Here is an 11,932-nt window from a genome sequence, read left to right as displayed (position 1 = left end):
ACCCAGATGGCCGACCAACTCGACCAGGCCATCGAACAGCGCGGCAAGGGCGACCTCACCACCCTCCTCACCGGCAACGACACCTGGACCGTCACGGGCTAGTCCAGGCCTGACGCCTCAGTAACACCTCAGGATCCCCGGTGATAAACCGGGGATCCGGTTTTGTTATTGTCCCTCTCGTCCGAGCATCCGGGGGGAGGACATATGGGCGCGCGACAGCGCTCCGTCGTGGGTGACGGTCTCGTGGGGCGTGTGTTCAGCCACGCCGTGGCTCCCTCCGCCGTGGACACCCGGCTTCTCCTCCCCGGCCACCGCTGTCCGGCCGGGGACGCGCTCGATGGCCGACCGGAAACAACGGCCTCGGCGGGTGCCTCACCGTCGTGAGCTCGCCAGGGAACGGCAACCGCATCGACGTACATCTCCCCCTGTGCCGACAGTAGTCGGCACAGGCACACGTCCTCTCCCGTCCTTACGGAGCACCTCCATGCCCCAGCAGCACTGCCCGTTCGTCATCGACGCCTCCGGCACCGACATCCACGGCGAGATCGCCCGCATCCGCGCGCACGGCCCGGTCACCCGGATCGAGCTGCCGGGCGGCGTGGCTGCCTGGTCGGTCACCAGCACCGAGGCGGCCAAGAGCCTGATGACCGACCCGCGCGTCTCCAAGGACGCCGAGCGGCACTGGCCCGCCTGGATCAACGGCGAGATTCCCCGGACCTGGCCGCTCGCCATCTGGATATCGGTCCGCAGCATGATCACCGCGTACGGCGACGAGCACAGCCGGCTGCGCAAGCTGACGTCCAGGGCGTTCACCGCACGCCAGACGGCGGCGCTGCGCCCGACGATCGAGCGGATCGTCTCCGACCTCCTCGACAAGCTCGCGGACACCCCGCAGGGCCAACCGGTCGATCTGCGCAAGGCGTTCGCGAGCCCGCTGCCCGTCCAGGTGATCTGCGAGCTCTTCGGCGTCCCGGAGAGCGCCCGCGACCGGCTCTGCCGCCTCATCGACATCACCTTCCTCACCGAGGTGACCGCCGAGGAGGCCGAGGCGACCGCGCGCGAACTCTACCTGGCGCTCAACGAGTTCATCGCCTTCAAGCGCGCCAACCCCGGCGACGACATGACCAGCGGTCTGATCGCCACCCTCCCCCATAGCCCTGAAGGCATGGGAGGTACCCCCACCGAGAACGGCAGCGGCCTGACCGAGGTCGAGCTCGTGGACACCCTGCTGCTGATGATCTCGGCCGGGTTCGAGACCGTGGTCAACCTGATCGACCAGGCCGCGTACGCGCTGCTCACCCACCCCGAGGAGCTGGCCCGCGTCCGGCGCGGCGAGGTCGCCTGGGAGGACGTGGTCGAGGAGACCCTGCGCTGGGAGCCGCCGGCCGCCCATGTGCCGCTGCGGTACGCCGTGGAGGACATCGAGATCGGCGGCGTGGTGATCCCCAAGGGCGAGCCGATCCTGGTCGCGCTCGCCGGGCCCGGCCGGGACCCCGAGGTGCACGGCGAGGACGCCGACCGCTTCGACCCGTCGCGCCCGCTGCGCCGCGAGCACCTGGCCTTCGGGCACGGCGTCCACTTCTGCCTGGGCGCCCCGCTGGCCCGCCTGGAGGCGACGGTCGCGCTGTCGGCCCTCTTCGAGCGCTTCCCGGACCTGGCCCTCGCGACCCCGGGTGAACAGCCCGCTCAGCTCCCGTCGTTCATCTCCAACGGCCACCGCGAACTGCCGCTCCTGCTGAACGGCTGACCCGCCAGACAGAACCAGACAGAACAGGGGCCTTGCCGGACACTTCCGGCAAGGCCCCTTACGTACGTAGTACGTAGGTGACGCACCCGCACCCGCACCTCAGGCGAAGGCCTCCGCGTGGTCGCGGGCCCACTCGGCGTACGAGCGCGCCGGGCGGCCCGTCAGCTCCTGGACGGTCTGTGCCACCCCGGCCTTCGCCCCGGCGCGCTGGCGCTCGGCGCTGTGGAGCAGTGCCTCGGCCACCGGCTGCGGATAGCGCGCCAGGAGCGCGGCACGCGCGCGTTCGGGACCCAGCTCCTCGAACCGGAGCGGCCTGCCCAGGGCGTCGCCGAGGAGCGCGGTCTGCTCGGCGGCCGTGATGGCGGCCGGACCGGAGAGCGCGTACGCGCGGCCCTCGTGGGCGCCCGGCTCGGTGAGTACCCTCGCCGCCACCTCGGCGATGTCGCGCGGGTCCACGGTCGCGTTGGGCGCGTCCCCGTGGAGCGCGCGCACCACGCCCTCCTCGCGCACCGAGCGTGCCCAGGACAGGGTGTTGGTCATGAAGGCGCGGGGCCGCAGCAGGGTCCAGGCGAGCCCGGACTCCCGTACGGCCGCCTCGTTCTCGCGCTGGCGGCGGGTGATGAGGTCGTCGGCGGCCGGGTCGGTGACGGCCAGCGCGGAGAGCTTGACCAGATGGCGCACCCCGGCCGCGCGGGCCGCCTCCACGAACCGGACGTCGTCGGGTTCGCCGATGCTGCCGGTGACCAGGAAGGCCGCCCGTACGCCCTTGAGCGCGCGGTCGAGGCTGTCGCGGTCGGCGTACTCGCCGCCGGCCACCTCGACGGCCGGGCCGGTGGCCGTCACCCGCTCCGGCCGTCTGGCCAGGATGCGCAGCGGGTGGGCGGCCGCGAGCAGCCGGGCGACCTCGCCCCCCACGGTTCCGGTCGCCCCGGTCACCAGAATCATCGTCGTCCTCTTCTCGCTCGCCGCGCCGGTCAGTCGGCGCGCGGCGCCGACAGCGTGGCGAGGAAGACCAGGCTCTCGTCCTGGTGGCCGGTGACCTGCACACTGGTCATGCCGGGGCGCCGGGGCGCCGCGTCGGTGACCTGTATCCAGCACGGGCTGTCGAACTCCGCGTACCGGTGGAACGCTATGTCACCCCCGACCGGGACGAACGGCGCGGGCCCCAGGGCCGCGCTCGCCGCCTGCCGGGCCGCCTCCAGAAGGAGCATGCCGGGCACATGGTCGTTGGGGCGCTGGAAGAGCGTGGGGTGCGTGGTGTCCACCCGCAGCCGCCAGACGCGCTCCTGCGGGCAGGCCGCGAGCACCACGTCGGCGGCGCGGGTGCGGCCCGCCAGGTCGGCCGGGACGGGCAGCGGGAGGTGTCCGACGGTGCTGCCGGGGGTCGTCCGGTCGCCGCGCAGCCGCCGGTAGACTCCCGGGCTCAGGACGCGGGCCTGGCCGGAGCCGGTGGCGACGAGCCGTCCCAGCCGGCGCAGCACCCACTGGACCTTGAGCCGCGAGAGCTTGCCGCCGCGCCATTCGAGCCGGGAGAACTCCAGCTCCACATCGATGAGCGCGGGCTGTCCGCCGACGTCCAACTGGCTCGGGTTCGCGGTGTATTCGAGGTCGGTGAGCATGAAGTGCCAGTCGAGCGGCACCCCGTAGCCCGCGTGCACTATCAGCATCGCGGACTGCCGCATCGTCTCGACGACGAGCAGCGGGTCGTGCAGATCGCCCGCGACGGGCTCGAAGAACACATGGTTGTGCGGCCAGTGCGCGGTGACCGAGAACGTGTGCTCGTCGCGCTGGCGCCAGCCGTGCGGAAAGGCGTCGGTCGGCCTGGCCCGGTGGACCAGTTCAGGTGAGACAGGGTGCGATTGCGTCATATTGGTGGGCCCGGCACCGGTTATGGGTATGGCGCTGGTCAATACTGCTTGTGTTTTGGACATGGCTCCCCCCGAGGCATGTACGAAAGAACATAGTCCTGAGTCGCACTGTTAAGATACAAACTAGACGGTTTTTTTCAAGTGGCGGGGAGCGGGCGGCCCCGAAGTTCACGGCGTCGATACCGCGGCGCAACACGAGGAGGCAGCGTGGCGAAGCAGGACCGTGCGATCCGCACCAGGAGGGCGATCCTGGAGGCCGCGGCCATCGTCTTCGAGAAGCAGGGGTTCCAGGCCGCCACGATCACGGACATCCTCAAGATGGCCGGGGTCACCAAGGGCGCGCTCTACTTCCACTTCCAGTCGAAGGAAGCGCTCGCGCACGGGGTTCTGAACGAGCAGGGCTCGGGCCCCTCGCTGCCGCCGCAGCCCGTCAAACTCCAGGAGCTGATCGACTCCGGCTCGGTGCTCGCGCACCGGCTCCGTACCGACCACCTGGTTCGCGCCAGTATCCGGCTGACCCTCGACCAGCAGGCGACCGGACTCGACCGCAGCGGCCCGTTCCGGCACTGGAGCGAGGTGAACGTCGAGGTGCTGACCCTGGCGCAGCAGCGCGGCGAGCTGATGCCCAACGTGGTCATCTCCGACACGGCCGAGCTGTACGTGGGAGCCTTCGCCGGGCTCCAGATGATGTCCCAGACGCTCAGCGACTACCAGGACCTCTCGCACCGCCACTCGGTCCTCCAGCGCCATGTGATGTCCAGCATCGCCGTGCCGTCGGTGCTCGCCGCCCTGGACTTCTCCGAGGACCGCGGCGCCCGGCTCACCGCCGAGCTGGAGACGGCGCCCTTCGCCGAGTGCGCGGCGGCCGCGGTCTGACGACCCGGCCGCCCCGCCCCGGCACGGGAGTTACTCGCCCGTTCCGGTGCCGTCCTGCCGGGGGATGTCGAGGTTGGGGAGCGCCCCGCCGAAGCGGCGGTCGCGCTGGGCGTACTCCAGGCAGGCGCGCCACAGGTCGCGGCGGTCGAAGTCCGGCCACAGCACGTCCTGGAAGACCATCTCGGCGTAAGCGCTCTGCCAGAGAAGGTAGTTGGAGGTGCGCTGCTCGCCGCTGGGGCGCAGGAACAGGTCCACGTCCGGCATGTCGGGGTAGTAGAGGTACTTGGCGAAGGTCTTCTCGCTGACCTTCGACGGGTCGAGCCGGCCCGCCTTCACGTCCTCGGCCAGCGCCTTCGCCGCGTCGGCGATCTCGGCCCGGCCGCCGTAGTTCATGCAGAAGTACAGCGTGAGCCGGTCGTTGTCCTTCGTCTGCTCCTGGGCGACCTGGAGCTCCTTGGCCACCGAGCGCCACAGCTTGGGCATACGGCCCACCCAGCGCACCCGGATGCCCAGTTCGTCGAGCTGGTCGCGGGTCTTGCGGATGAAGTCGCGGTTGAAGTTCATCAGGAAGCGCACCTCGTCGGGCGAGCGCTTCCAGTTCTCGGTGGAGAACGCGTACAGCGAGATGGAGCCGACGCCCATCTCGATCGCGCCCTGGAGCACGTCGAGGACGCGCTCGGCGCCGACCTTGTGGCCCTCGGTGCGCGGCAGCCCGCGCTCCTTCGCCCAGCGCCCGTTGCCGTCCATGACGACCGCCACGTGCTTGGGGACCAGCTCGCCGGGGATCTTCGGCGGGCGCGCACCCGAGGGGTGCGGCTCGGGGGTCGTGTACTCGCGCCGGGACCGGCCGCCCAGGATTCCGCGTCGTGCCATGTGGCGTTCTTCTCCCTCAGTTCTTCTCTACGTACCGCAGTGAGCGCAGGCCGCGCTCCAGATGCCAGTGCAGATAGGCCGACACGAGACCGCTGCCCTCGCGCACATGCCTCGGCTCGCTCGCGTCCGCCGTCGCCCAGTCCCCGGTGAGCAGCGCGCTCAGCAGTCCGACCGCCTCCGCAGAGGGTACGACGCTGCCGGGGACCCGGCAGTCGGCGCAGACCACACCGCCGCCGGCGATCGAGAAGAACCGGTTCGGCCCGTGGATGCCGCACTTCGCGCAGTCCTCGAAGCTGGGCGCGTAGCCGTTGACGGCGAGCGAGCGCAGCAGGAAGGCGTCGAGGATCAGATTGGGGGCGTGCTCGCCGCGCGCGAGCGTGCGCAGCGCGCCCACCAGCAGCAGGTACTGCTGCACGGCGGGCTCGCCCTCGTGGTCGGTGAACCGTTCCGCCGTCTCCAGCATCGCGGTGCCGGCGGTGTACCGGGCGTAGTCCGTGACGATCGCGCCACCGTACGGAGCGATCGTCTCACTCTGGGTGCACAACGGCAGGCCGCGCCCGACCAGTTCGCTGCCGCGCGCGAAGAACTGCACGTCCACGTGCGAGAACGGCTCCAGACGGGCCCCGAACTTGGACTTGGTGCGGCGCACCCCGCGGGCGACGGCGCGCACCCGCCCGTGCCCGCGGGTCAGAAGCGTGATGATCCGGTCGGCCTCACCGAGCTTCTGGGTCCGCAGCACGATGCCGTCGTCCCGGAACAGACTCATGGCCCCATTGTTTCACCCCCGCCGGGTGCCTCCGGCGGCCCGCTTGTCCGGCTGGGGGTCCGGAGGTCACCCCCCGGGGAATGCGGCACCGTGGGGGATGGACTCCGTCAGGACGGGGTCCGGGCAGCCGCCAGGAGCCGGGCCACGTCGTCCGTGCACAGCTGGAGCGCGCCGCCCACCGTGGTGAGGACCTCGCGCTCGGCCGGGCTGTACGGGCCGTCGGCCAGGGCGATACGGGCGCCCTGAAGCAGGATCGACTCCCGGCCGGCCGGGGCGAGGTGCGGGGCCAGCGGCTCCAGGGACTCGTGGAGCTCGATGGCGAGGGCCGCGCCGCACGGGTCGGCCTCGGTGTGGGTGAGGAACCGCCCGGTGTCGGCCGCGAGCGCCTCGATCAGGGTGATCAGCTGCTCCTCGGTGCAGTCGTCGTACCCGGCGGCGCGGACCGTGGCGGCCGCGGTCGAGGTGACCGTACGGGAGGAGGTGCCGCCCGCGGCGAGGACGGCGAGGGCGACGGTGTGGACGGCGTCGCGCAGCATCGCGGAGAAGCGGGTGGTGGTGGGGTGGTCGAGGGCGTCCGTCCCGAAGTGGGTCTCGCAGGCCGCGCACTCCACGACGGGCCCGGCGGCCCCGCGCGGCAGCAGCGGGACGCCCAGGACGGCCAGGCGCCGACGGCCGGTGCGGCGGCGGAAGTTGCGGTCGCCCCCGCACTCCGGGCAGAAGAACTCGCCGTCGCCGACAGTGGTCCAGGACGTACGGATCGTCCAGATTCGTTCGGGGACGCCCACGGCACGAGGCTTCGTCCCGTTCTGTCCTCGGCCTTGCACCACCGCGCACCTCCGTAACGGACCGGCAACATTGCCGCGTTGACGTGATGTTAGCCACATCGATGATGTGACGTCAGCACCCCGTTGGAAGGAGTGGCGCAAAGACGGCGCCCCACCGGCCTTTTGGGGCCGGTGGGGCGCGGTGCACGGCTGGGGCTACTGGCGGGCCGAGCGGTTGACGGCGGAGATGACGGCCTTCAGCGACGCGCGCGTGGTGTTGGCGTCGATGCCGATCCCCCACAGGACCTGCCCGTCGATGGCGCACTCGATGTACGAGGCGGCCTGCGCGGACGCGCCCTCGCTCATCGTGTGCTCCTGGTAGTCCAGCAGGCGGGCGTCCACGCCGATGGCGGCCAGCGCCTCGAAGAAGGCCGAGATCGGACCGTTGCCGGTGCCGGTCAGGACCGTGTCGACGCCGTCCACGACCGCCTCGACGGTCAGCGTGTCCCGGCCGTCCGTGTCGGTCGTCGTCTGGCCGGATCGCAGCTGGACGCGGCCCCACTGGTTGGCCGGATTCGGCAGGTACTCGTCCTGGAAGACCGACCAGATCTGGCCCGGCGTGACCTCGCCGCCCTCGGCGTCGGTCTTCGCCTGGATGATCCGGGAGAACTCGATCTGCATCCGGCGCGGCAGGTCCAGCTTGTGGTCGTTCTTCAGGACGTACGCGATACCGCCCTTGCCGGACTGCGAGTTGACCCGGATGACGGCCTCGTAGGAGCGGCCGACGTCCTTCGGGTCGATCGGCAGGTACGGGACGGCCCACTCGATGTCGTCGACGGTGACGCCCTTCGCGGCCGCGTCGGCCTCCATGGCGTCGAAGCCCTTCTTGATGGCGTCCTGGTGGGAGCCGGAGAAGGCGGTGTAGACCAGGTCGCCCGCGTAGGGGTGGCGCGGGTGGACCTCCATCTGGTTGCAGTACTCGCTGGTGCGGCGGATCTCGTCGATCTGCGAGAAGTCGATCTGCGGGTCGACACCCTGGCTGAACAGGTTCATGCCCAGGGTGACCAGGTCGACGTTGCCGGTGCGCTCGCCCTGGCCGAACAGACAGCCCTCGATACGGTCGGCCCCGGCCATGATCGCCAGCTCGGCCGCCGCCACCGCCGTACCGCGGTCGTTGTGCGGGTGCACGGACAGGCAGACGAACTCGCGGCGGGTCAGGTTGCGGCTCATCCACTCGAACCGGTCGGCGTGCGTGGACGGCGTCGAACGCTCCACCGTGGCGGGCAGGTTGAGGATGATCTCGCGGCCCTCCTCGGGCTGCCAGACGTCGCAGACCGCCTCGCAGACCTCCAGGGCGAAGTCCAGCTCGGTGTCGGTGAAGATCTCCGGGCTGTACTGGTAGCCGAAGGTCGTCTCCGGGCCCAGGATCTTCTCCGCGTACTCCATCACCAGCCGGGTGCCGTCGACGGCGATCTGCTTGATGTCGTCCTTGGAGCCGCGGAAGACGACCCGGCGGAAGGTCGGGGCGGTGGCGTTGTACAGGTGCACGGTGGCGCGGTGGGCGCCGCGCAGGGACTCCACGGTCCGCTCGATCAGATCCTCGCGGGCCTGGGTCAGGACGGAGATCGTCACGTCCTCGGGGATCGCGCCCTCTTCGATGATCGAGCGTACGAAGTTGAAGTCGGTGTCGCCGGAGGAGGGGAAGCCGACCTCGATCTCCTTGTAGCCCATGCGTACCAGCAGGTCGAACATCTCGCGCTTGCGGGCGGGCGACATCGGGTCGATCAGCGCCTGGTTGCCGTCGCGCAGATCGGTGGACAGCCAGCGCGGCGCCTTGGTGATCCGCTGCTCGGGCCAGGTGCGGTCGGGGATGTCCACGGCGTCGTACCTGCCGTACTTGTGGATCGGCATCCCGGAGGTCTTCTGGGTGTGGGTCGCGTTGGTGACGGGCGTCGGGCGACCGACAGAGACAGAGTTCTCAGACATTTGCGTGGGCTCCTCGGGTCCTGCGGACTTGGGGGTCCCCCCGCTCCTCAAGAGCTTGGGGGAGGCCGACTGGTCGAAAGCAGCACCAGATCCCGCGGGGAGGGGGTCGGCCTACGACTACAGGCCCTCGCCGCGGCAGCTAAGGAGAAGCAGCCCGAAACGCATGATGTGCCGCAGCCTAGCCGAGGGGCGCCGAAAGCGCCGGTCCCGTTTCAGTATGCGGGACGTGGCAGGAGGGGCCAGGGACCAAAGTCCTGATCGGTACCGGCCCCGAGGGCTTGGAACCGACCATGGTGGCGAGCAGTGACAGCCTCATGACGCAGTGCCACATTGCCCTGTTCGCGGACTTCGCCCGGCTGACGGTGGCGGCGGCGCGCGCCCGGCACGGGGAGGGCGGGGAACTCCACGCGGTCCTGAAGGCCTGGTCCCAGGGTCGGCGTCCCGGCCGGCTGAGCGCGACCGGCAGGGCCGGGACCGGCTGACGCGGGGGCGGTGCACTGCTAGACAGGGAGCATGCGCATCCAGGTGACCCGTACAGGAGGATTCGCCGGCATCGAGCGCCGGGCCGAGGTCGACACCTCGGGCCGGACCGACGCGGCGGAGTGGCAGGCCCTGGCCGAGGCGGCCCTCGCCGACGGCCGGGCCGAGCCCTCCCCCGGCGTACCCGACGGCTTCCACTACGAGATCACGGTCGACGGCCGCACGGTCCACTGCGCGGACCCGCGGCTGTCCCCGGCCCAGCGGGCGCTGGTGTCACGGGTGCTGAAAGAAGGTGCGTAGCAGGGGGAGGTCTTGCTTTCATGCGAGGCATGACGACATCTCGCGTGACGCCCTCCGCACCCGACGCATCCGAACTCACCCTGCTGGAAAGCTATTACGACGCGGCGCCGCGCACCTCGGCCCGCGCGGAGGACTTCGGTCCGCTGACGCTGTTCGTACGGGAGGGTGCGGGCTGGCAGTTCTACGCCCGGCCCACGCTCGGGCACGCGGGCCCGGTGTCGGCGGCGGACGTGGACAAGGTGCGGGAACGCCAGCGGGAGCTGGGAGTACCGGAGGCGTTCGAGTGGGTGGACGAGGTGTCGCCCGGCCTGCGGGCGGCCGTCGAGTCGTCCGGCCTCACGGTCCACGCCCACCCGCTGATGGTGCTGGCCCCGGACGCGCCCGCGCCCCGGCCGCACCCGCTGGTCCACGTCCTGGGCGCGGACGACCCGCTCCTCCACGCGGCCCTGGTCGTCCCCCACCTGGCGTTCGCTGCGCCCGGTACGGCCGTGGGCCCGGCGGGCCCCGCCGAACTGGCCGCCGAGATCACCGCCCGGGCGGGCGACGGCCGCGCGCCCCAGGTCGCGGAGCGCATCCGCGCGGGCGCGACGGCGGTGGCGGCGGCCGTCGAGAACGGCCTCCCGCTCTGCTCCGGCATGCACAACCCGGTGGGCCCGGTGACGGAGATCGTGGGCGTCGGCACGGTGCCGGCGGCGCGGCGGCGGGGTCTGGGCGAGGCGGTGACGTCGGCCCTGGTCACGGATGCGCGGGCCCGGGGGGCGTCGACGGTGTTCCTGTCGGCGGGGGATGAGGACGTGGCGCGGATGTACGGGCGGCTGGGGTTCGGGAGGGTGGGGACGGCGCTGATAGCGGAGGCGTGATTTTTTTCCCCACCCCGCCCGTTCCCTTGACCCTCCGGGGGTGGGTGGGTGGTCGAGGTGGTTTCCCGGGGGCTGCGCCCCCGGACCCCTTTGCGGGGCCTGCGGCCCCTGCACCCCGCTCACGGGGGCTCCGCCCCCGATACCCCCGCCGGGTCTGCGCCCCCGCCCCCGCTTCGGGGCTCCGCCCCGGACCCCGCTCCTCGAACTCCCCCAAGGACTTCGCCCAGAGGGGACCCCCAGGGGCTGAATTTCCCGCCGCCGGGGCTGAATTCGGCCGCGCCCCGTTCTGCCTTCAGGGGCGCGGGGAACTGCGCGAGCAGCCCCCACCGACCCGCAGACGAACAGGGGCCCACCCCCACCCGGCCCCGGAGGCCACGCGGCGGAGCCGCGAATGTCACAGCGGGAGCGGGCGGGGAGGGGCTCAGAAGCCCAGCTTTCGCAGCTGCTTCGGGTCCCTCTGCCAGTCCTTCGCCACCTTCACATGAAGGTCCAGGAACACCGGCGTCCCCAGCAGCGCCTCGATGTGCTTGCGGGACTTCGTCCCGACCTCCTTGAGCCGCTTGCCCTTGGGGCCGATGATGATCCCCTTCTGGCTCGGCCGCTCGATGTACACGTTCGCGTGGATGTCGAGCAGCGGCCGGTCCGCCGGGCGGTCCTCGCGCGGCAGCATCTCCTCCACCACCACCGCGATGGAGTGCGGAAGCTCGTCCCGTACACCTTCCAGCGCGGCCTCGCGGATCAGCTCGGCCACCATGACCTGCTCGGGCTCGTCCGTGAGGTCGCCCTCGGGGTAGAGGGGCGGGCCCTCGGGCAGGAGCGGGACCAGGAGGTCCGCGACCAGCTGGACCTGCAGGTCGCCCACCGCCGAGACCGGCACGATCTGCGCCCACTCGAAGCCCAGCTCGTCCCCGAGCCGCTGCACGGCGAGCAGCTGCTCGGCCAGCGCCTTGGAGTCGACCAGGTCGGTCTTCGTCACGATCGCGATCTTCGGGGTCTTCTTGATCCCCGCGAGCTCCTTGGCGATGAACTTGTCGCCGGGCCCGAGCTTCTGGTCCGCGGGCAGGCAGAAGCCGATCACGTCGACCTCGGCCCAGGTCGTACGGACCACGTCGTTCAGCCGCTCGCCGAGCAGCGTGCGCGGCTTGTGGAGGCCCGGCGTGTCGACCAGGATCAGCTGCCCGTCGGGGCGGTGCACGATGCCGCGGACGGTGTGCCGCGTGGTCTGCGGACGGCTGGAGGTGATCGCCACCTTCTGTCCGACCAGAGCGTTCGTGAGGGTGGACTTGCCCGCGTTGGGGCGGCCGACGAAGCAGGCGAAGCCGGCCCGGTGGGGGGCGTTGTTCTCAACAGTACGAGCGCTCATGCCGCTCATTCTCCCCGATCGGAACGGTCCCGCTGTACGCGCGGTCCCT

11 protein-coding genes and 1 pseudogene are annotated in these 11,932 nt (G+C 71.3%); 5 read left to right on the top strand and 7 right to left on the bottom strand.

The features are described 5' to 3' along the window. Positions 1-484: 484 nt before the first annotated feature. The gene (locus ACZ499_RS39185) at positions 485-1,747 is read left to right on the top strand and encodes a cytochrome P450 family protein (protein WP_468681878.1); all 1,263 of its coding nucleotides are present in this window, start codon (positions 485-487) and stop codon (positions 1,745-1,747) included. 99 nt (positions 1,748-1,846) lie between these two features. Here ACZ499_RS39185 and ACZ499_RS39180 read toward each other — a convergent pair whose 3' ends face one another. Continuing rightward, a complete protein-coding gene (locus tag ACZ499_RS39180; protein WP_385544610.1) occupies positions 1,847-2,692 on the bottom strand; it encodes an SDR family oxidoreductase in 846 nt (281 codons plus the stop codon). A 29-nt stretch (positions 2,693-2,721) separates the two neighbouring features. Beyond that, positions 2,722-3,615 (bottom strand): ScbA/BarX family gamma-butyrolactone biosynthesis protein, encoded by an 894-nt coding sequence (locus ACZ499_RS39175; RefSeq protein ID WP_385544607.1) that lies wholly within the window; start codon positions 3,613-3,615, stop codon positions 2,722-2,724. Positions 3,616-3,822: 207 nt separating this feature from the next. Here ACZ499_RS39175 and ACZ499_RS39170 point away from each other — a divergent pair, with 207 nt between their 5' ends. After that, complete coding sequence (locus tag ACZ499_RS39170; RefSeq protein WP_468413906.1) at positions 3,823-4,491, top strand: ScbR family autoregulator-binding transcription factor; 669 nt, start codon at positions 3,823-3,825, stop codon at positions 4,489-4,491. 30 nt (positions 4,492-4,521) lie between these two features. Here the strand turns inward: ACZ499_RS39170 and ACZ499_RS39165 are convergent, their stop codons facing one another. The 4 genes from ACZ499_RS39165 to leuA form a co-directional block, all read right to left on the bottom strand. Then, on the bottom strand, positions 4,522-5,364 hold the full coding sequence (locus ACZ499_RS39165; RefSeq protein ID WP_468681875.1) for an isoprenyl transferase: 843 nt from the start codon (positions 5,362-5,364) through the stop codon (positions 4,522-4,524). A 16-nt stretch (positions 5,365-5,380) separates the two neighbouring features. Continuing rightward, positions 5,381-6,130, bottom strand: coding sequence for a DNA repair protein RecO (recO, locus tag ACZ499_RS39160; RefSeq protein ID WP_067158819.1), 750 nt, complete (start codon positions 6,128-6,130; stop codon positions 5,381-5,383). 107 nt (positions 6,131-6,237) lie between these two features. Beyond that, positions 6,238-6,957 carry a TerB family tellurite resistance protein gene (locus ACZ499_RS39155; RefSeq protein ID WP_468681873.1) on the bottom strand — a complete coding sequence of 240 codons (720 nt, stop codon included), beginning with the start codon at positions 6,955-6,957 and terminating at the stop codon, positions 6,238-6,240. 153 nt (positions 6,958-7,110) lie between these two features. Continuing rightward, a complete protein-coding gene (gene leuA, locus ACZ499_RS39150; RefSeq protein ID WP_385544593.1) occupies positions 7,111-8,880 on the bottom strand; it encodes a 2-isopropylmalate synthase in 1,770 nt (589 codons plus the stop codon). Positions 8,881-9,218: 338 nt separating this feature from the next. On the opposite strand from leuA, the pseudogene ACZ499_RS39145 reads away from it, so the two are divergent. The 3 genes and pseudogenes from ACZ499_RS39145 to ACZ499_RS39135 all read left to right on the top strand — a co-directional run. Beyond that, positions 9,219-9,333 (top strand): annotated as a pseudogene (locus ACZ499_RS39145) (peptidase M4 family protein); the annotation flags it as partial. 60 nt (positions 9,334-9,393) lie between these two features. Next, positions 9,394-9,660 (top strand): protealysin inhibitor emfourin, encoded by a 267-nt coding sequence (locus tag ACZ499_RS39140; protein ID WP_385544590.1) that lies wholly within the window; start codon positions 9,394-9,396, stop codon positions 9,658-9,660. Positions 9,661-9,689: 29 nt separating this feature from the next. Next, on the top strand, positions 9,690-10,520 hold the full coding sequence (locus ACZ499_RS39135) for a GNAT family N-acetyltransferase (RefSeq protein ID WP_468681872.1): 831 nt from the start codon (positions 9,690-9,692) through the stop codon (positions 10,518-10,520). Positions 10,521-10,941: 421 nt separating this feature from the next. On the opposite strand, the gene era is transcribed toward ACZ499_RS39135, so the two are convergent. Next, positions 10,942-11,883: a GTPase Era gene (era, locus tag ACZ499_RS39130; protein WP_385544584.1), complete on the bottom strand. Its 942-nt coding sequence runs from the start codon at positions 11,881-11,883 to the stop codon at positions 10,942-10,944. Positions 11,884-11,932: the final 49 nt, after the last annotated feature.

The organism is Streptomyces sp. NPDC031265 (assembly GCF_055570295.1).
This window is presented reverse-complemented; position numbering and strand designations above follow the sequence as displayed.

Excerpts from the sequence above, each read along its gene's own strand:
- ACZ499_RS39185 (WP_468681878.1), top strand. The coding sequence starts at position 485 with ATGCCCCAGCAGCACTGCCCGTTCGTCATCGACGCCTCCGGCACCGAC.
- ACZ499_RS39165 (WP_468681875.1), bottom strand. The coding sequence starts at position 5,364 with ATGGCACGACGCGGAATCCTGGGCGGCCGGTCCCGGCGCGAGTACACG.
- ACZ499_RS39140 (WP_385544590.1), top strand. The coding sequence starts at position 9,394 with ATGCGCATCCAGGTGACCCGTACAGGAGGATTCGCCGGCATCGAGCGC.
- ACZ499_RS39175 (WP_385544607.1), bottom strand. The coding sequence starts at position 3,615 with ATGACGCAATCGCACCCTGTCTCACCTGAACTGGTCCACCGGGCCAGG.
- recO (WP_067158819.1), bottom strand. The coding sequence starts at position 6,130 with ATGAGTCTGTTCCGGGACGACGGCATCGTGCTGCGGACCCAGAAGCTC.
- leuA (WP_385544593.1), bottom strand. The coding sequence starts at position 8,880 with ATGTCTGAGAACTCTGTCTCTGTCGGTCGCCCGACGCCCGTCACCAAC.
- ACZ499_RS39180 (WP_385544610.1), bottom strand. The coding sequence starts at position 2,692 with ATGATTCTGGTGACCGGGGCGACCGGAACCGTGGGGGGCGAGGTCGCC.
- ACZ499_RS39135 (WP_468681872.1), top strand. The coding sequence starts at position 9,690 with ATGACGACATCTCGCGTGACGCCCTCCGCACCCGACGCATCCGAACTC.
- era (WP_385544584.1), bottom strand. The coding sequence starts at position 11,883 with ATGAGCGCTCGTACTGTTGAGAACAACGCCCCCCACCGGGCCGGCTTC.